The organism is Jidongwangia harbinensis, from assembly GCF_020216025.1.
Lineage (GTDB): Bacteria > Actinomycetota > Actinomycetes > Mycobacteriales > Micromonosporaceae > Actinoplanes > Actinoplanes harbinensis.
Genome location: NZ_JAIWNC010000071.1, coordinates 1 through 21,844, shown reverse-complemented (window position 1 = coordinate 21,844; position 21,844 = coordinate 1). Strand labels below are relative to the sequence as shown.

Below are 21,844 nucleotides of genomic sequence, written 5' to 3'. Positions count from 1 at the left end.
GCAGGCGTGTGCACCGATCGCGGAGCATTTCGGTGGTTTGGGTCGTAAGGTGCGGCGGTTGCGGATCAGTCATGCCGCGCATTCGCCGTTCATCGAGGTGATGCAGCCGTCGTTCGCCGAGGTGCTGGGACGGTTGACGTTCCGGGAGCCGACGGTGGCGTTGATCTCGGATGTCACGGGTGCGGTGCTGGACCCGGCGGAGGCGGCGACGGCGGAGTATTGGTTGCGGCATCTGCGCGAGCCGGTGCGGTTCGCCGACTCCGTGCAGTCGTTGTATGCGCGGGGTGTGCGGACGTTTGTGGAGTTCGGTCCGGACGGGGTGTTGTCGGCTGCGGGTCCGGAGTCGGTGCCGGGGGATGCGGATGTGGTGTTCGCGTCGTTGTTGCGCAAGGACAAGCCGCAGGTCGCCGCGGTGTTCTCCGCGGTCGGGCAGGCCTGGGCCCACGGCACCACCGTCGACTGGTCCGCGATGTTCGCCGGCACCGGCGCCCGCCGCGTCGACCTGCCCACCTATGCGTTCCAGCGCCGCCGTTTCTGGCCCGAACGCCTGGCGACGGCCGCCGTCGCGGCCAGCGGCGCCGAGACCGACTTCTGGCGCGCCGTGGAGGGCGCCGACCTGCCCGCCCTGGCCGGCACGCTGGACCTCGCCGAGGGCGATCGCGGTCACCTCGAAGCCATGCTGCCCACGCTCGCCGCCTGGCGGCGCACCAGCCGGGAGAGCGACGTCGTCGACTCGTGGCGCCACCGCGTCGGCTGGGCCCCGGTCACCGTCCCGCCCGGCCGCCTCGACGGCCGCTGGCTGCTCGTCGGCGACCCCGGCACCCCCGGCGCCGACCGGCTCGCCGCGGCGCTCACCGACGCCGGCGCGCAGGTCGAGACGGTCCCCGCCGGCCCCGACCGGGACCCCGCCGCGGCCGTCGCGGACGCGATCGCGTCCGGTCCGGTGGCCGGCGTGCTCTCCCTGCTCGGCCTGGACGACCGCCCCCACCCCGACCACCCGTCCGTGCCCGTCGGCCTGGTACGGACGCTGGACCTGGTGCAGACGCTGGGCGCCGCCGACGGCGTCGGCGCCCGGCTCTGGTCCGTCACCCGCGGAGCGGTCGCCACCGGCCGCGCCGACGCCCGGGTCAACCCGGAGCAGGCCATGACCGCCGGCCTCGGCCGGGTCGCCGCGCTGGAGGCGCCGCAGCTCTGGGGCGGCACCGTCGACCTGCCCGCCGACCTCGACGAGCGGGCCGCCGCCCGGGTGGCCGCCGTGCTCGCCGCCGGCGGCCCGGAAGACCAGGTGGCGGTGCGCCCGTCCGGCATCCTGGCCCGGCGTCTCACCCCCGCGCCCCGGCCGGCCGGCGCACCCTGGCGGCCTCGCGGCAGCGTGCTGGTCACCGGCGGCACCGGCGGCCTCGGCGCCGTCGTGGCCCGCCACCTCGCGCGGGCCGGCGCCGACCGGCTGGTGCTGACCAGCCGGCGCGGCGCGGACGCACCCGGCGCCGACGACCTCGCCGCGGAACTGACCGGCCTCGGCGTCGCCGTCGAGTTCGTGGCCGCCGACGTGGACGACCGGGCGGAGGTCGCCCGGGTGCTCGCCGTGGCCGGCGACGAGCTGACCGCCGTCGTGCACGCCGCCGGCGTCGACGGTGCGGGCGGGCTCGGCGACATCACCGCGGCCGACCTGGCCCACGCCGCGATCGGCAAGGTCACCGGCGCCCGGCACCTGGACGAGCTGCTCGGCGACCGTACCCTCGACGCCTTTGTGCTCTTCTCCTCCATCGCCGGGATCTGGGGCAACGCGGGCGGCGGCGCCTACGCCGCCGCCAACGCCCACCTGGACGCGCTCGCCGCCGACCGGCGTGCCCGCGGCCTGGCCGGCACCGCGATCGCCTGGGGCCCGTGGGCGGAGGTCGGCATGGCCACCCGCGGCGCCACCGGCGACCAGCTGCGCCGCCGCGGCATGACCCCGATGCCGCCGGCCGCCGCCGTCTCCGCGATCGCCGGCGCGGCCGGCACCGACGACGCCGGGCACGTCGTCGTCCACATCGACTGGTCGCGGTTCACGCCGGTGTTCACCGCCGGCCGGCCCGCCCCGCTGCTCGACGAACTGCCGCAGACCGGCGAGGAGGACGCCAGCGGCCCGGCCCGGGGCGCCAACCCGCTGCTCGACGAACTCAGCCTGCTGCCCGCCCCGGCCCGCCTGACCCGGCTCACCGACCTGGTCCGCGCCGAGGCCGCCGCCGTGCTCGGCCACGACGGCCCCGGCCAGATCGGCACCGGCCGCGCGTTCCGCGACATCGGCTTCGACTCGCTGACCGCCGTCGAACTGCGCAACCGGCTGCAACGCGCGACCGGCCTGCGGCTCGCCGCCACGCTCGTCTTCGACCACCCGCACCCGGAGGCGCTCGCCGCGCATCTGCGGGACCAGCTCACCGGCGTGGTGGTCGACGCGTCCACCGCGGTCCCGGCCGCCGTCGACGCCGGCGAGCCGCTCGCCATCGTCGCGATGAGCTGCCGCTTCCCCGGCGGCATCGAGAACCCCGAGCAGCTCTGGGCGATGGTCGAGGCCGGCGCCGACGTGGTCTCCCGCCCGCCGGACGACCGCGGCTGGGACCCCGCCGAGGTGGTCGAGGGCGGCTTCCTGCGCGACGCGGCCGGCTTCGACGCCGCCTTCTTCGGCATCAGCCCGCGCGAGGCCCTCGCCATGGACCCGCAGCAGCGCCTCATGCTGGAGAGCGCGTGGGAGGTGTTCGAACGGGCCGGCATCGATCCGTCGTCGCTGCGCGGCAGCCGCACCGGCGTCTTCGTCGGCGCGTCCTTCTCCCAGTACGCCGCCGGGCTCAGCGAGGTGCCGCCGGAATCGCAGGGCTACTTCCTCACCGGCATGGCCTCCTCGGTGACCTCCGGGCGGCTGTCCTACACGTTCGGCCTCGAAGGCCCGGCCGTCACCATCGACACCGCCTGCTCGTCGTCGCTGGTCGCGCTGCACCTCGCCGGGCACTCGCTGCAGCGCGGCGAATGCGACCTGGCGGTGGCCGGCGGCGTCACCGTGATGGCCACCGCCGGCACCTTCGCCGAGTTCGACCGGCACGGCGGGCTGGCCGGCGACGGCCGCTGCAAGTCCTTCGCGGACGGCGCGGACGGCACCGGCTGGGCCGAGGGCGTCGGCCTGATCGCCCTGGAACGGCTCAGCGACGCCCGCCGCCACGGCCACCCGGTCCTCGCCGTGGTCCGCGGCACCGCGGTCAACCAGGACGGCGCCTCCAACGGCCTCACCGCCCCCAGCGGACCCGCCCAGGAACGGGTGATCCGGCAGGCCCTCGCCACCGCCGGGCTCACCACGGCCGACGTGGACGCGGTGGAGGCGCACGGCACCGGCACCACGCTGGGCGACCCGATCGAGGCCGGGGCGTTGCTGGCCACGTACGGGCAGGAGCGCCCGGCCGACCGGCCGCTGCGGCTCGGCTCGATCAAGTCCAACATGGGGCACACCCAGTCCGCGGCCGGTGTCGCCGGGGTCATCAAGATGGTGCAGGCGCTGCGGCACGGGCTGCTTCCCGCCACCCTGCACGCCGACCAGCCGTCGCCGCACGTCGACTGGGCGTCCGGCGCGGTCACCCTGCTCACCGAGCCGGCGGCGTGGCCGGCCGGGGACCGGACCCGCCGGGCGGGCGTCTCGTCGTTCGGCATCAGCGGCACCAACGCCCACGTGATCCTGGAGGAGGCGCCGCCCGCCGACGAGCCGGCGGACACCCCGCGCCGGGTCCCGCCGGTCGTGCCGGTCACCCTCTCCGGGCACGACGAGACAGCGGTACGCGCCCAGGCCGCCCGCCTCGCCGAACTGCTCACCGCGCGGCCCGAGCTGGACCTCGCCGACGTCGCGCTGTCGCTGGCCGCCGGCCGGGCCGCCCTGCCCGCCCGCACCACGCTGATCGCCGGGGACCGGACGGAGCTGCTGGCCGCACTGGCCGCACCGACCGTCACCACCGGCGCGGGCGGGCGCACCGCGCTGCTCTTCACCGGCCAGGGCGCCCAGCGTCCCGGCATGGCCGCCGAGCTGTACCGGGAGTTCCCCGCGTTCGCCGACGCCTTCGACGAGATCTGCGCCCACCTCGACCCCGGCCTGGACCGGCCGCTGCGCGACGTCGTCTTCGCCGGCGACGCCGCCCCGCTGGACGAGACCCTCTACACCCAGGCCGCGCTGTTCGCGGTGGAGGCGGCGCTGTTCCGGCTGCTGACCGGCTGGGGCGTACGGCCGGACCTGGTCGCCGGGCACTCGATCGGCGAGGTCACCGCCGCCTACTGCGCCGGCGTCTGGGACCTGCCCGACGCGGCCCGGCTGGTGCTCGCCCGCGGCCGGCTGATGGGTGAGCTGCCGGCCGGCGGTGCGATGATCGCCATCCAGGCCACCGAGGAGGAACTGGGCGAGCTGCCGGCGAGCCTGGGCCTGGCCGCCGTCAACGCGCCCGCCTCGGTCGTCGTCTCCGGCCCGGAGGCCGACGTGGTGGCGTTCGCCGCGCCGTGGGCCGAGCGGGGCCGCAAGACCCGGCGGCTGCGGGTCGGCCACGGCTTCCACTCACCGCTGATGGAACCGATGCTCGCCGAGTTCCGCGCGGTGGTCGGCACGCTCACCCTCCACCCGCCGGCCATCGCGCTGGCCAGGGACGTGTCCGAGCCGGAGTACTGGGTGCGGCACGTGCGCGACACGGTGCGCTTCGCCGACGACGTGGCCGCCCTGTACGAAGCCGGTGTCCGTACCTATGTCGAGATCGGGCCGGACGGCATCCTCTCCGCGCTCGGGCCGCAGGCGCTGCCCGCCGACGCGGACGCGGCCTTCGTGCCCGCCCTGCGCGTCGACCGCCCCGACACGGCCACGCTGTTCGCCGCGCTGGGGACGCTGTGGGCGCGCGGCGGTGCGGTCCGCTGGCCGGCCGTCTTCGACGGCACCGGCGCGCGGCGGGTCGACGTGCCCACGTACGCCTTCCAGCGCCAGCGCTACTGGATCGAGCCGGCCACCGGCACCGCGGCCGGCGGCACCGGCGCGGAGGCGGCCTTCTGGACCGCGGTCGAGCGCACCGACCTGCCCGCGCTGGCCGGTTCCCTGGCGCTCGACGCCACCGGCCGCGACGACCTGGCCCGGCTGCTGCCCGCGCTGAGCGCGTGGCGGCGCGGCAGCCTCGAACGCGACGCGGTCGACGCCTGGCGGTACCGGATCACCTGGAAGCCGGTCGACACCGAACCGGCCCGGCTGGACGGCCGTTGGCTGGTCGCCGGCACCCGGCTCGACGACGCGCTGACCGCCGCGCTGACCGCGCACGGCGCCGACGTCGTGCCGCTCACCGTCGAACCCGGACGGGACACGCTGGCCGACGCGCTCCGGGACATCGCCGGGGAGGGCTTCGCCGGCGTGCTGTCGGTGTACGCCGGCGACGAGGAACTCCGGCCCGACCGGTCCGGGGTCACCGCCGGGCTGGCGGCGAACCTCGCGCTGGTCCAGGCCCTGGACGACGCCGCCGTCAACGCCCCGCTGTGGCTCGTCACCTCGGGGGCGGTCACGGTCGGGCGGAACGAGGCGGCGCCCAGCCCCGCCCAGGCCCAGGTCTGGGGGCTCGGGCAGGTCATCGCGCTGGAGCAGCCGTACCGGTGGGGTGGCCTGGTCGACCTGCGGACCGGGCTGGACGCCCGCGCCGCGGCACGCCTGGCCGCGGTCCTCGCCGGCGCTCCCGGCGAGGAACAGGTGGCGATCCGCGCCACTGGCGTGTACGGCCGCCGGCTGGTCCCGGCGCCGCGCACCACCGGCGACCCGTGGCGGCCACGCGGTGCCGTGCTGGTCACCGGCGGCACCGGCGGCCTGGGCGCCGCCGTGTCCCGCTGGCTGGCCGCCCACGGCGCCACCACCCTCGTGCTGACCAGCCGCCGGGGCGCCGCCGCCCCGGCCGCGGTGGACCTGGCCGCCGAACTCGCCGGGCTCGGCGTCACGGTCCGCGTGGTGGCCTGCGACGTCGCCGACCGCGACGCGGCGGCCGCGCTGGTCGCCGACCTGCCCGCCGACCTCAGCGCGGTCGTGCACACGGCCGGCGTCGACGTCTCCGGCCTGCTCTCCGAACTCGGCCCGGACCGGCTCGCCGAAGCCACCGCGGCCAAGAGCCTGGGCGCCGCGCACCTCGACGCACTGCTCGGTGACCGGGAGCTGGACGCGTTCGTGCTGTACTCCTCGGTGGCGGGTGTGCTCGGCAGCGGCGGGGCCGGCGCGTACGCGGCCGCCAACGCCTACCTCGACGCGCTGGCCGCGAACCGGCGGGCCCGCGGCCTGGCCGGCACCGCCGTCGCCTGGGGACCGTGGGCCGGCGCCGGCATGGCCTCCGTCGGCACCGCCGGGGACCAGTCCGCCCGGCGCGGTTTCCGCCTGATGCGGCCGGAGACCGCGGTCGGCGCGCTGTCCGCCGCGGTCGGCGCCGGCGCCCCGGCCGAGGTGGTCGCGGACGTCGACTGGCAGCGCCTGGTCACCGTCTTCGGCGCCGAACACATCTCCGCGCTGCTGCACGACGTTCCCGCGGTCCGCGACGTGCTCGCCGGCCGGGACACCGGCGCCGCACCGGCCGACGACCTCGCCGGCCTGTCCGCGGCCGACCGGCTCGCCCGCCTGACCGCCCTGGTCCGCGGCGAGGCCGCCGCGGTGCTCGGGCACGCCGACACCGCGGCGGTCCCGGCGCAGCGGGCGTTCCGCGACGTCGGCTTCGACTCGCTGACCGCGGTGGAGCTGCGCAACCGGCTCACCGCGGCCACCGGGCTGCCGCTCACCGCGACCGTCGTCTTCGACCACCCGCACCCGGCGGCGCTCGCCGCGCACCTCGCCGCCGAACTCGGCGGCGGCGCGGACGCGCCGGACGCGGCGGACACCGGCCCGGCGGCCACGGACGACGAGCCCATCGCGATCGTGGCGATGAGCTGCCGGTTCGCCGGCGACGTGGACAGCCCCGAGGACCTGTGGCGGCTGCTCGACGAGGGCCGGGACGCGGTCACCGACCTGCCCGCCGACCGGGGCTGGCCGGACTCGCTCTACCACCCCGACCCGGCGCACCCCGGCACCACGTACGCCCGGACCGGGTGTTTCCTGCCCGGGGCGGGCGACTTCGACGCCGGGTTCTTCGGGATCAGCCCGCGCGAGGCGGTCGCCATGGACCCCCAGCAGCGGCTGCTGCTGGAGACCAGCTGGGAGGCGCTGGAGCGGGCCGGGCTGGACGCCGACGCGCTGCGCGGCAGCCGTACCGGCGTCTTCGTCGGCGTCGCCGGGCAGGACTACCCGATGCTGCTGCTCGGCGCCGCCCCCGAGGTGGCCGAGGGCTTCGGCGTCACCGGCAACGCGGCCAGTGTGATGTCCGGCCGGTTGTCGTACACGTTCGGCTTCGAGGGCCCGGCGATCACGGTGGACACCGCCTGCTCGTCGTCGCTGGTCGCGCTGCACCTCGCCGCGCAGGCGCTGCGGCGCGGGGAGTGCTCGTTGGCGCTGGCCGGTGGCGTCACGGTGATGTCCACCCCGTTCCTGTTCATCGAGTTCAGCCGGCAGCGCGGCTTGGCGCCGGACGGCCGCTGCAAGCCGTTCGCCGACGCCGCCGACGGCACCGGCTGGGGCGAGGGCGCCGGCATGCTGCTGCTGGAGCGGCTCTCCGACGCGCAGCGCAACGGCCACCGGGTGCTGGCCGTGCTCCGCGGCTCCGCGGTCAACCAGGACGGCGCGTCCAACGGGCTGACCGCCCCGAACGGCCCGTCGCAGCAGCGCGTCATCCGGCAGGCGCTGACCGGTGCCAAGCTCACCCCGGCCGACGTGGACGTGGTCGAGGCGCACGGCACCGGCACCACGCTCGGCGACCCGATCGAGGCGCAGGCGCTGCTGGCCACGTACGGCCGGGACCGCGACCCGGAGCGACCGCTCTGGCTGGGCTCGGTGAAATCCAACATCGGCCACACCCAGGGCGCCGCCGGCGTCGCCGGGGTGATCAAGATGGTGCTGGCGATGCGGCACGAGGTGCTGCCGCGGACCCTGCACGTGGACGAACCCTCCCGGCACGTCGACTGGTCCACCGACGCGGTCCGGCTGCTCACCGCCGAGCAGCGGTGGCCGGCCGGCGACCGGCCGCGCCGCGCCGCGGTCTCCTCGTTCGGCGTCAGCGGCACCAACGCGCACGTCGTCCTCGAGGAGGCGCCACCGGCCGGGCCGGTGGGCCGCGGCACCGCGCCCACGGTCCTGCCGTTCGTGCTGTCCGCGGTGGACGAGGACGGCCTGCGGGACCGGGCGCAGCAGCTCGGCGCGCTGGTCGCGGACGAGGCCGCCCCGGCGCCCGCGGATCTCGCGTACGCGCTGGCGACCGGCCGTGCCGCGCTGCCGGTGCGCGGCGTCGTGGTCGCCGCCGACCACGCGGAACTGCGGGACGGCCTGGCCACGCTGCGGCCCGCGGCCCCGGCCGCCGGTCGGACGGCGTTCGTGTTCACCGGGCAGGGCGCGCAGCGGGCCGGGATGGGCCGCGAGCTGTACGACACCTTCCCGGTGTACGCCGACGCGTTCGACCGGGTGTGCGCCCACTTCGAGCTGCCGTTGCGGGAACTGGTGCTGGACGGTCACGACCTGGCGCCCACCGGGTACGCCCAGCCGGCGCTGTTCGCGTACGAGGTGGCGATGTTCCGGCTTCTCGAGTCGTGGGGCGTGCGCCCGGACGTGCTGGCCGGCCACTCGATCGGTGAACTCGCGGCGGCGCACTGCGCCGGGCTCTGGAACCTGGCCGACGCCTGCCGGGTGGTCGAGGCCCGCGGCGCGCTGATGCAGGCCCTGCCGCCCGGCGGGGCGATGGCCGCGATCCAGGCCGGCGAGGCCGAGTTGGCCGGCGAGGACATCGACATCGCCGCGGTCAACAGCGCGTCGTCGGTGGTCGTCTCCGGCCCCGCCGACCGGGTCGAAGCGGTCGTCGCGAGGTTCGCCGACCGCAAGACCCACCGGCTCGACGTGTCGCACGCGTTCCACTCCGCGCTGATGGAGCCGATGCTGGACGACTTCCGCGCGGTGGTGTCCGGCGTGACGTTCCACGAACCGGTGATCGAGCTGGTCAAGGACGTGTCCGACGCGGAGTACTGGGTGCGGCACGTGCGGGACACCGTCCGGTTCGCCGACGACGTGGCGGCGCTGGCCGACGCGGCGACGGTCGTCGAGGTGGGCCCGGACACCGTGCTGCTCCCGGCGGTCGCCGCGGCGGGCGGCGAGCAGACGCTGATCGCGGTGGCCCGCACCGGACGCCCCGAGGTGGCGACGCTGCTCACCGCGGCCGGGCAGGTGTGGGCCGGGGGCGGCACGGTCGCCTGGCCGGCGGTCTTCGGTGACTTCACCGGTGCGCCGGTGGACCTGCCCACGTACCCGTTCCGGCACGAGCGCTACTGGCCGGAGACCACCCTGGGTTCGGCCGGAGCGGCCGATCTGGACGCCGACTTCTGGACGGCGGTGGAACGCGACGACCTCGGCGACCTGGATCTCGCGGCGGACCAGCGTGCGGCCCTGCGCGCCGCACTTCCGGTGCTCTCGTCGTGGCGGCGCTCGCGGGCCGAGCGCGACGCCGTCGACGGCTGGCGGTACCGGGAGACCTGGGCGCCGGTCGAGCTTCCGCCCGCGGTGCTGCCCGGCCGCTGGCTGCTGGTGACGGCGCCGGGCATCGACGACCCGGGCGTGGCCGCTGCGCTGCGGGACGCCGGTGCCGAGGTGGTCACCGCGTCCGTCGACCGGCTGCCGGACGGCCCGTTCGCCGGCGTGGTGTCGCTGCTCGCCCTGCTGGCCGACGCCGGCGGCGACGTGCCGCCCGGTCTGGCCGCCACGGCGGATCTGCTGCGGCGCCTGCCGGAGGGCGGTCGGCTCTGGTGCGTGACCCGGGGCGCGGTCGCCGCCGCTGCCCAGGACTCCGAGGTGGAGCCCGCGCAGACCAGTGTCTGGGGTCTGGGCCGGGTGGTCGCCCTGGAGCTGCCGCACCGCTGGGGCGGCCTGATCGACCTGCCGGCCACCGTCGGCCCGGACATCGCCGAGGTGCTGGCCGCGGTGCTCGCCGCTGCGGACGAGGACCAGGTGGCGCTGCGGCCCGCCGGTGTCCTCGCCCGCCGGCTGACGCCGGCACCCGCGCCCACCGGAGCGGGCTGGCAGCCGCGCGGCGCGGTCCTGGTCACCGGCGGCACCGGCGGCCTCGGCGCCGTGGTGGCCCGGTGGCTCGCCGCGGCGGGCGCCGAGCACCTGGTGCTCACCAGCCGGCGCGGCCCGATGGCCCCCGGCACCGCCGAGCTGGCCGCCGAGCTGACCGGCCTGGGCGTGCGGGTCGACGTGGCCGCCTGCGACGTGGCCGACCGCGCCGCCGTGGCCGCCGTGCTGGCGACGATTCCAGGGAAATCATTGACCGCCGTCGTCCACGCTGCTGGGGTGTCGTTGAACGCGCCCATCGCCGAGGTGGACCTTGCGCATCTCGCGCAGACCGCCGCCGGGAAGGTGGCCGGGGCGGCGAACCTCGACGCCCTGCTGGGCGACGAGGCGCTCGACGCGTTCGTGCTCTTCTCGTCGATCGCGGCGACCTGGGGCAGCGGCGGCAGCGGCGCGTACGCCGCCGCCAACGCCTACCTCGACGGTCTCGCCGCCCGGCGCCAGGCCCGTGGGCTGGCCGGCACCGCCGTGGCGTGGGGCCCGTGGGCCGAGGTCGGGATGGTCCTCTCGGACGGCTCGGGCGACCAGCTCACCCGCCGTGGCCTCGGGTTGCTGCCGCCGGACATGGCGGTCGACGCCCTGGCCGGCGCGGTCGGCTCCGGTGCGGCGACCGAGACGGTGGCCGATGTGGACTGGAGCACGTTCCTGCCGCTGTTCACCTCGACCCGCGCCTCCCACCTGCTCGCCGGTCTCGCGCCGGTCCCGGCCGGCGACACCGGCCGGGACCCCGCCGGGGACAGCGAGCTGCGGCAGAAGCTGGCCGTGGAGTCGGACGCCGACCGCCAGCGGTCCCTGCTGCAGCTGGTGCGCGACGAGTGCGCCGCGGTGCTCGGACACCGGTCCGGTGACCGGGTCGACCCGGCCCGGGGCTTCCTCGAGATCGGGTTCGACTCGTTCACCGCGATCGAACTGCGCAACCGGTTGCAGGAGCTGAGCGGGGCCTCCCTGGCCAGCACCGTGGTCTTCGACCACCCGAGTCCCAAGACCCTCGCCACGCATCTGCACGAGGTCATGTTCCCGCCGGTGGACCCGATGGCCGACGTGCTCGGCCAGATCGACCTGCTGGCCGACCTGCTCGGCCGGGTGGCCCTCGACGACCTGGACGCCGCCCTGGTGTCCAACCGGATTCAGACGCTCCGCGTCGGTCCGGTGACCGTGCCCGCTCCCCGAACGGCCGACGCCGTTTCGCCGGAGCTCGGCGCGACCACCGCCGACGACCTCTTCGCAATCATCCAAGACGAGTTCGGCAAGGCCTGACTCCCCTCGACGGAGGCGCTGTATGGAGAACGAGCAGAAGCTCCTGGACCACCTGCGGTGGATGACCGGTGAGCTCCGTCAAGCTCGACAGCTCCTCCAGGTCAACGAGGAACGCGACCGGGAACCCATCGCCATCGTCGGGATGGCGTGCCGGTACCCCGGCGGGGTGCGGTCGCCCGAGGACCTGTGGCGGATGGTCTCGGCCGGCACGGACGCGATCGGGGAGTTCCCCACCGATCGCGGCTGGGACGTGGAGGGCATCTACGACCCGGACCCGGACGCGCCGGGCAAGAGCTACACCCGCGAGGGTGGGTTCCTGTCCGACGCGGCCGGGTTCGACCCGGCGTTCTTCGGGATCAACCCGCGCGAGGCGCTGACCATGGACCCCCAGCAGCGGCTGCTGCTGGAGGTCGGCTGGGAGGCGTTCGAGGCGGCCGGGATCAACCCCGAACTGGTCCGCGGCGACCGGATCGGCGTCTTCGCCGGCGCCTCGCCGACCGACTACCTGTACGGCTTCGACGAGATCCCGGAGGGCGCCGAGGGTTACCTGGCCACCGGCACCGCGACCTCGGTGCTCTCCGGTCGCCTGGCCTACACGTTCGGGCTCGAGGGCCCGGCCGTCACGATCGACACCGCCTGCTCGTCGTCCCTGGTCGCGCTGCACCTGGCCGCCCAGTCGCTGCGCCGCGGCGAGTGCACGATGGCGCTCGCCGGCGGCGTCACGGTGCTGCCGTCGCCGTACATCTTCACCGAGTTCAGCCGCCAGCGGGCGCTCTCCGCCGACGGCCGGTGCAAGTCGTTCGCCGACGCCGCGGACGGTACCGGCTGGGCCGAGGGCGCCGCGCTGCTGCTGGTCGAGCGGCTCTCCGACGCCCGGCGGCTCGGACATCCGGTGCTCGGCCTGATCCGCGGCTCGGCGATCAACCAGGACGGCGCCAGCAGCGGCCTGACCGCCCCGAACGGCCCCGCCCAGCAGCGGGTGATCCGGCAGGCGCTGGCGGACGCCGGCCTCTCCTACGGCGACGTGGACGCCGTCGAGGCGCACGGCACCGGCACCACGCTCGGCGACCCGATCGAGGCGCAGGCGCTGCTCGCCACGTACGGCAAGGGACGCCGCGCCGGCGACCCGCTGCGGCTCGGCTCGCTGAAGTCCAACATCGGCCACACCCAGGCCGCCTCCGGGGTGGCCGGCGTGATCAAGATGGTCATGGCGATGCGCCACGGCCTGCTGCCCAAGACGTTGCACGTCGACCGGCCGAGCACCCACGTCGACTGGTCCGCCGGATCGGTCGCGCTGCTCACCGAGGAACTGCCCTGGACCGAGGGGGACCGGCCGCGCCGCGCGGGCGTCTCGTCGTTCGGCATCAGCGGCACCAACGCCCACCTCATCATCGAGCAGCCGGCCCCGGCCGAGACCGACGACACCGAAGCGACCGTGCGCCCCGGCACCGTGCCGCTGCTGCTGTCCGGCCACGACGCCGCGGCCCTGCGCGAGCAGGCCACCCGGCTGCGCGAAGCGGTGCTGGCCGCGCCCGGCAGCCGCGCTCTCGACGTGGCCATGTCGGTCGCTGTCGGCCGCGCCCGGCTGCCGCACCGCGTCGCGTTCGGTGTCTCCGGCCGCGACGAACTGCTCGACCGGCTCGCCGAGATCGCCGCCGGCACGGTCACCGGCCGCACCGGCGGCGGCGCGCAGACCGCGTTCGTGTTCAGCGGGCAGGGCGCGCAGCGCGCCGGCATGGGCAGCGGCCTGTACGCCGCGTACCCCGCGTTCGCCGCGGCGTTCGACGAGGTGTGCGCGCAGTTCGACCTGCCGCTCAAGGACGTGGTGTTCGGCGCCGACGAGCGACTGGGCCAGACCGCGTTCACCCAGGCGGCGCTGTTCGCGTACGAGGTGGCGATGTTCCGCCTCCTGGAGTCCTGGGGCATCCGGCCCGACGTGCTCGCCGGGCACTCGATCGGCGAGGTGGCGGCGGCGTACTGCGCCGGGGTGTGGAGCCTGGCGGACGCGTGCCGTCTGGTGGCCGCGCGCGGCAGCCTGATGCAGGCGCTGCCGGCCGGTGGCGCGATGATCGCGATCCAGGCCACCGAGGACGAGCTGGCCGGCGCGGACGTGGACATCGCCGCGGTCAACAGCCCGCAGTCCGTGGTCATCGCCGGGCCGTTGGCGAAGGTCGAGGCGGTCGCGGCGACGTTCGCGAAGACCCGCCGCCTGGCGGTGTCGCACGCGTTCCACTCGTCGCTGATGGAGCCGATGCTCGACGAGTTCCGCGCGGTGGTGCGGACGCTGACGTTCCAGCGCCCGACGATCCCGCTGGTCAAGGACGTGTCGGACCCGGAGTACTGGGTGCGGCACGTGCGGGACACCGTACGCTTCGCCGACGACGTCGCCGCCATGTCCGACGCCACCGTCGTGGTCGAGATCGGCCCGGACGCGGCGCTGACGCCCGCGGTCGTCCAGTGCGCCGAGGACGTGGCGGTCATCCCGGTCGCCCGCCGCGACCGCGGCGACGGCGAGGCCCTCGCCGCCGCCCTCGGTGCGCTGTGGGTGCACGGCGCCGGCGCCGACTGGACGGCGGTCTTCGCCGGTACCGGTGCCCGCCGCGTCGACCTGCCGTTCTACGCCTTCCAGCGCCGCCGCTTCTGGCCCGACGCCGGACCGGCGGCGGCCGCCGCGCCCGGCGCGACCGAATCCGGTGCGGACGCCGAGTTCTGGCGCGCTGTCGAGGGCGAGGATCTGGCCGCCCTCACCGACACCCTGCGCCTGCGGGAGGGACAGCGCGACTACCTCGAGGCGATGCTGCCCGTGCTGTCGTCGTGGCGGCGCTCCCGCCGCGAGCGCGACACCGTGGACTCGTGGCGCTACCGGGCCACCTGGACGCCGCTCGCCGCCGAGCCCGCCGCGCTGACCGGTCGCTGGGTCATCGCCGGGACCGGCGAGCCGGAGCTGGACGTCGTGCTGACCGGCGCCGGCGCCGAGGTGGTCCGTGCCGAGAGCGTGGCCGAGGTGGCCGAGCGGCTCGCCGCCGGCCCGGTGACCGGCGTCGTCTCGCTGTTCGGCCTGGACGAGAGCGACCACCCGGCGGAACCCTCCGTCACCACCGGCCTGGCCGACACCGTCGCCCTGATCCAGGCGGTCGCCGCCGCCGGCGACGCCGACACCCGGCTGTGGGCCCTCACCCGCGGCGCCGCCGCCACCGGCCGCTCGGACGGCGCGCTGCGCCCGCAGCAGGCCCGCGTCTGGGGTCTGGGCCGGGTCGCGGCGCTGGAGCTGCCGCAGCGGTGGGGCGGCCTGATCGACCTGCCCGCGACGGTAGACGAGCGCGCCGCCGGCCGGCTGACCGGCGTCCTCGCCGGCGCCACCGGGGAGGACCAGGTCGCGATCCGCCCGTCCGGCGCGTTCGCCCGCCGCCTCACCCACGTCTCGGGTACGCCCACCGGCGAGTGGAGCCCGCGCGGCACCGTGCTCGTCACCGGCGGCACCGGAGACCTCGGCCGCCGGGTCGCCGGGTGGCTGGCCGAGCACGGCGCCGAGCGCATCGTGCTGACCAGCCGTCGTGGCGGCGAGGCGCCGGACCTGGGTGTGCCGGTCGAGGTGGTCGCCGCGGACGTGAGCGTGCGCGCCGACGTGGCGCGGGTGCTCGAACTCTGCGGTGACGGCCTGACCGCGGTGGTGCACGCGGCCGGCGTGGACAGCGCCGAACCGATCGACGCCCTGACCCCGGCCCGGCTGGCGGTCACCGCGGCGGGCAAGGTCGCCGGCGCCCGGCACCTCGACGAGCTGCTCGGCGACCGTACCCTCGACGCCTTCGTGTTGTTCTCCTCGATCGCCGGGGTCTGGGGCAGCGGGGCGGGCGGCGCGTACGCGGCGGCCAACGCCTACCTGGACGGGCTCGCCGCCCAGCGGCGTACCCGCGGTCTCGCCGGCACCGCGATCGCCTGGGGTCCGTGGGGCGAGGCCGGCATGGCCACCCGCGGCGAGGCCGCGGACCAGCTCAGCCGTCGCGGCCTCCGCCACCTGCCGCCCGCGGCCGCGGTCACCGCGATCGCCGCGGCCGCCGGCGGAAGTGACCCGGCGCAGGTCGTGGTGGACGTCGACTGGCGCCGGTTCGCGCCGGTGTTCACCGTCGGCCGCCCCGCGCCGCTGCTCGCCGAACTGCCCGAGGCCCAGGCCGACGCCGCCGGTCCGATGCCCACCGCCGCCCACCCGCTGCTCGACGAGCTGGCCGCGCTGAGCGACCCGGCCCGGCTGGCCCGCCTCACCGACCTGGTGCGCGTCGCCGCCGCCGCGGTGCTCGGCCTCGACGGACCCGACGAGGTGCTGCCCGAACGGGCCTTCCGCGAGGTCGGCTTCGACTCGCTGACCGCCGTCGAACTGCGCAACCGGCTCACCGCGGAGACCGGGCTGCGGCTGACCACCACCATCGTCTTCGACCACCCGTCCCCGGCCGTGCTCGCCCGCCACCTGCGCGACCAGCTGACCGGCGTGGTCGTCGACGCCGCCGCGCCGCTGCCGGCCCGCGCCGCGATCGAGGCCGGCGAGCCGATCGCCATCGTGGCCATGGGATGCCGCTACCCGGGCGGCGCGGACAACCCGGAACTGCTGTGGGACCTGGTCGCCTCCGGCGGCGACGCGATGAGCGACTTCCCGGCCGACCGCGGCTGGAACCCCGACGAGCTGTACGACCCGGAGCCGGGCCGCCCCGGCAAGTCCTACACCCGCACCGGCGGCTTCCTCAGCGGCGCCGGAGAGTTCGACGCCGGCTTCTTCGGCATCAGCCCGCGCGAGGCGCTGGCCATGGACCCGCAGCAGCGGCTGCTGCTGGAGGTCGGCTGGGAGGTGTTCGAGCGGGCCGGAATCGACGTCGGCACCCTGCGCGGCTCCCGCACCGGCGTCTACATGGGCACCAGCGGGCAGGACTACGGCGCGCTGATGATGCTCGCGCAGCCCGCCGGTAGCGAGGGACAGATGGCCACCGGTAGCGCCGCGAGCGTGGTCTCCGGCCGGTTGTCGTACACCTTCGGGCTGGAAGGCCCGGCCGTCACGGTGGACACCGCCTGCTCGTCGTCGCTGGTCGCGCTGCACCTGGCCGTGCAGGCGCTGCGCGCCGGCGAATGCGACCTGGCCCTGGCCGGTGGCGCCGTGGTGATGGCGCTGCCCGGCACGTTCCTGGAGTTCTCCCAGCAGCGCGGGCTCGCCGCCGACGGACGCTGCAAGGCGTTCGCCGACGCCGCCGACGGCACCGGCTGGGCCGAGGGCGCCGGTGTGCTGCTGGTCGAGCGGCTCTCCGACGCCCAGCGCAACGGCCACCAGATCCTCGCCGTGGTCCGCGGCTCCGCGGTCAACCAGGACGGCGCGTCCAACGGGCTGACCGCCCCGAACGGGCCCTCGCAGCAGCGGGTCATCCGCGCAGCGCTGGCCGACGCCCGGCTGACCGCCGCCGACGTGGACGCGGTCGAGGGCCACGGCACCGGCACCACGCTGGGCGACCCGATCGAGGCGCAGGCGCTGCTCGAGACGTACGGCCGGGAGCACGACGAGGACCGCCCGCTCTGGCTCGGCTCGCTCAAGTCGAACATCGGCCACGCCCAGGCCGCCTCGGGCGTCGGCGGCGTGATCAAGATGGTCATGGCGATGCGGCACGGGCTGCTGCCCCGGACCCTGCACGTCGACCAGCCGTCCACCCACGTCGACTGGTCGGTCGGCGCGGTCAGCCTGCTCACCGAGCCCGTCGCCTGGACGGCGGGGGACAGACCCCGCCGGGCCGCGGTCTCGTCGTTCGGCATGAGCGGCACCAACGCCCACCTCATCGTCGAGGAGGCGCCCGCGCCGGCCGAGGTGACCGCCGCGCCGGTCGCCGAGCGCGCCGCCTGGGCGGTGCCGCTGTCGGCCGCGGGACCGGAGGCGCTGCGGGAGTACGCCAGGACGCTGGCCGCCGCGGTGGCCGAACGGCCGGAACTGAGCGTGCCCGACGTGGCGTACACCCTGGCGACCGGCCGGGCCGAGCTGGCCACCCGCGCCGTCGTGGTCGCGGCCGACCGCGCCGAACTGCTCGTCCGGCTCGGCGGGGTCAGCGCGGTGAAGGCGGGTAGCGGCCGGACCGCGTTCCTGTTCACCGGCCAGGGCGCGCAGCACGCCGGGATGGGCGCTGGGCTGTACCGGGCGTACCCGGTCTTCGCCGACGCGTTCGACGAGGTCGCCGCGAACGTCGACCTGCCGTTGCACGAGGTCGTGTTCGGCACCGATGAGCGCCTGAACCAGACCGAGTTCACCCAGGTGGCGCTGTTCGCGTACGAGGTGGCGATGTTCCGGCTCCTCGAGTCGTGGGGTGTGCGGCCGGACGTGCTGGTGGGTCACTCGATCGGTGAGGTCGCCGCCGCGTACTGCGCCGGGGTCTGGAGTCTCGAAGACGCCTGTCGCCTCGTCGCTGCCCGCGGGCGCCTGATGCAGGCCCTGCCGGCCGGCGGCGCGATGGTGGCGATCCAGGCCACCGAGGCGGAACTGGCCGGCGCGGACATCGACGTCGCGGCCGTCAACGGCCCGCGGTCGGTCGTCATCTCCGGGCCGGCCGACAGGGTGAACGCGGTGGCGGCGACGTTCGCCAAGACCCGGCGGCTCGAGGTGTCGCACGCGTTCCACTCGTCGCTGATGGACCCGATGCTCGACGACTTCCGGGCCGTGGTCGCCACGTTGACGTTCCATGAGCCGTCGATCCCGCTGGTCAAGGACGTGACGGACCCGGAGTACTGGGTGCGGCACGTGCGCGACACCGTGCGGTTCGCCGACGACGTCGCGGCGGTGACCGCCGCCACGTTCATCGAGATCGGGCCGGACGCCGCCCTGATCCCGGCCGTGGCCGAGATCCGGGACGACGCCCTGCTGATCCCCGCCTCCCGCCGGGACCACACCGACGTCGTCTCCGCGCTGGCCCGCTACTGGGCGGCGGGCGGGCGCGTCGACTGGCCGGCCCTCTTCGCGGGCACCGGAGCCCGCCTCGCCGAACTGCCCACCTACCCGTTCCAGCGGCAGCGGTTCTGGCCCGAGTTGGGCGCCGCCGTGCGCGGGATGGGCCGGGAGGAGCCGGTCGACGCCGAGTTCTGGCAGGCCGTCGAGCGAGCGGATCTGCCCGTTCTGGCCGGCGCTCTGGGCCTGCGGGACGACCGCCTCGAGTCCCTGCGCGCGGTCCTTCCGGGACTCGCCGCCTGGCGCCGGGCACGCAGGGAACGCGACACCGTGGCGTCCTGGCGTTACCGGATCACCTGGACCCCGGTCACCGTCCCCGCCCCGACGCTCGGCGGCCGGTGGCAGGTCGTGGGCGACGGCGCCGACGTGGCCGCCGCCCTCACCGCCCACGGCGTCACGGTCGTGACCGGCCCCGGCGCCGGTCCGCTCGCCGGCATCATCGCCGTCGGACTCGACGCCGGTGACCTTCTCGAACTGATCCAGCGGCTGCCGGCCGACTTCACCGGGCGGCTCTGGAGCGCCACCCGCGGTGCGGTCGACACCGGCCGGGCGGACGCCCGCGTCGACGCCGGACAGGCCCGCGTCTGGGGTCTCGGCCGCGTCGCCGCCCTGGAGCTTCCCGACCGCTGGGGCGGTCTGATCGACCTGCCCGCCACGCTCGACGACCGCGCCGGCACTCGGCTGGCCGGGGTGCTCGCCTCCGGCGCCGAAGACCAGGTCGCCATCCGGTCCGCGGGCGTCCTCGCCCGCCGCCTGTCCCCGGCGCCGCGCCCGTCCGGCGCAGCCTGGCAGCCGTCCGGCACCGTCCTGATCACCGGCGGCACCGGCGGACTCGGCCGCAAGGTCGCGCACTGGCTGGCCGGCAACGGCGCCGAGCGCATCGTCCTCACCAGCCGCGGTGGCGGCGAGGCGCCGGAGCTGGGTGTACCGGTCGAGGTGGTCGTCGCCGACATGAGCGTCCGCGCCGACGTGGCGCGGGTGCTGGAGGTCTGCGGAGACGACCTGACCGCGGTGATGCACGCGGCCGGCGTGGACACCTCGGCGCCCCTCACCGCACTCACCCGGGCGGATCTCGACCTCGTCGGAGCGGGCAAGGCCGACGGCGCCCGGCACCTCGACGAACTGCTCGGCGACCGTACGCTCGACGCCTTTGTGCTCTTCTCCTCCATCTCCGGGATCTGGGGCAGCGGGGCGGGCGGCGCATACGCGGCGGCCAACGCCTACCTGGACGCGCTGGCGGCGGACCGGCGGGCCCGGGGCCTGGCCGGCACGGCGATCGCGTGGGGCCCATGGGCTGAAGTGGGTATGGCCACCCGCGGTACGACCAGCGACCAGCTGACCAGCCGCGGCCTGGTTCTCATGGCGCCGGACGCGGCCGTCACGGCCATCGCCGGCGCGGTCACCGGCCCGGAAGCGGTGACGGTCGTCGCCGACGTCGACTGGTCCCGCTTCGCCTCCGTCTTCGCCGTGAACCGGCCGGCGCCGCTGCTGGTCGACCTCGTGGACACCGCAACGGACGTCACCACCAACGCGTCGCACCCACTGCTCGACCGCCTGGCGGGGCTGAGCACCCCGGATGGGATCGCCTACCTCACCGAACTGATCCGGGGCGAGGCCGCCTCGGTACTCGGCCACGACGGAGCCGACCAGATCCTGCCCGACCGCGCGTTCCGCGACCTGGGCTTCGCCTCGCTGACCGCCGTCGAACTGCGTGACCGCCTCCAGGAGGTCACCGACCTGGCCCTGCCCGTGACGCTGGTCTTCGACCATCCGTCGCCGGCCGAGCTTGCCGCGCACCTGCACGAAAAGCTGGTCGGCGTGGTGGTGGACACGTCCGCGGCGCTCCCCGCCGCCGTTCTGACCGACGACGAGCCGATCGTGATCGTGGGCATGGCCTGCCGCTACCCGGGCGGCGCCGACAACCCGCAGGGGCTGTGGGATCTGGTGGCCGCGGGCGGCGACGCCCTCACCGAGTTCCCCACCGACCGCGGCTGGGACATCGACTCCCTCTTCCACCCCGACCCGGAACACCCGGGCACCTCCGCCGCCGTGCACGGCGGTTTCCTGGCCGGTGTGGGCGACTTCGACGCCGGGTTCTTCGGGATCAGTCCGCGTGAGGCGGTCTCGATGGATCCGCAGCAGCGCCTGCTGCTGGAGGCGACCTGGGAGACGTTCGAGGACGCCGGCATCGACACCGCGACGCTGCGTGGCTCGCGGACGGGGGTGTTCATCGGCTCCAACGGCCAGGACTACAGCACCCTGCTGATGATGGCCGCGGCATCGGGTGGAGACGGTGCGGAGGACCACGGCGCCACCGGCGGCTCGGCGAGTGTGGCGTCGGGTCGGTTGTCGTACACGTTCGGTCTCGAGGGTCCGGCGGTGACGGTGGATACGGCGTGTTCGTCGTCGCTGGTCGCGTTGCATCTGGCGGCGCAGTCGGTGCGGCAGGGCGAGTGCGACCTCGCGCTGGCCGGTGGTGTGGTGGTGATGTCCACACCGGATACCTTCATCGAGTTCTCCCGGCAGCGCGGTATGGCGTCCGACGGGCGGTGCAAGGCGTTCTCGGACGACGCGGATGGCACCGGTTGGGGTGAGGGCGTCGGCATGCTGCTGGTGGAGCGGCTGTCGGATGCGCGGCGTAACGGTCATCAGATCCTCGCGGTGCTGAGGGGCAGCGCGATCAACCAGGATGGTGCGTCGAATGGTTTGACCGCGCCGAATGGTCCGGCGCAGCAGCGGGTGATCCGGCAGGCGCTCGCGAACGCTCGCTTGACGGCGGCGGACGTGGACGTGGTGGAGGCGCACGGTACGGGTACGACGTTGGGTGATCCGATCGAGGCGCAGGCGCTGCTGGCGACGTATGGCCAGGATCGGGCGACGCCGTTGTGGTTGGGGTCGTTGAAGTCGAACATCGGTCATACCCAGGCGGCTGCGGGTGTGGGCGGCATCATCAAGATGGTGATGGCGATGCGTCATGGTGTGTTGCCGAAGACGCTGCACGTGGGTGAGCCGTCGTCGAAGGTGGACTGGACTGCCGGTGCGGTGAGCCTGCTGACCGAGGCGGTGGCGTGGGAGGCCGGGGACAGGCCGCGTCGGGCGGGTATTTCGAGCTTCGGGATGAGTGGCACGAACGCGCACATCATCATCGAGGAACCCCCGGCGGTGGAGCCGGTGGGGCCGGTGCGGTTGTTGCCGGTGCAGCCGATCCTGTTGTCCGCGCGTGGTGAGGGCGCGCTGCTGGAGCTGGCGGGGGTGTTGCCGGAGGCGGAGCTTGGTGATCTGGCGTACTCGCTGGCCACCGGCCGTGCGGCGTTGCCGGTGCGGGCGGTGGTGGTGGCTGGTGATCGTGATGAGTTGCGGCGTGGTTTGGGTGTGGTGCAGCCGGTTTCGGTGGTGGATGGTAAGACGGCGTTCCT

The 21,844-nt window shown here is 75.7% G+C and carries 2 protein-coding genes; both read left to right on the top strand.

What is annotated here, in order from left to right:
• Positions 1-49: 49 nt before the first annotated feature.
• On the top strand, positions 50-11,467 hold the full coding sequence (locus tag LDL48_RS42225; protein ID WP_225260834.1) for a type I polyketide synthase: 11,418 nt from the start codon (positions 50-52) through the stop codon (positions 11,465-11,467).
• A gap of 43 nt (positions 11,468-11,510) precedes the next feature.
• A partial coding sequence (locus LDL48_RS42220; protein ID WP_443667693.1) for a type I polyketide synthase occupies positions 11,511-21,844 on the top strand: 10,334 nt, incomplete at its 3' end.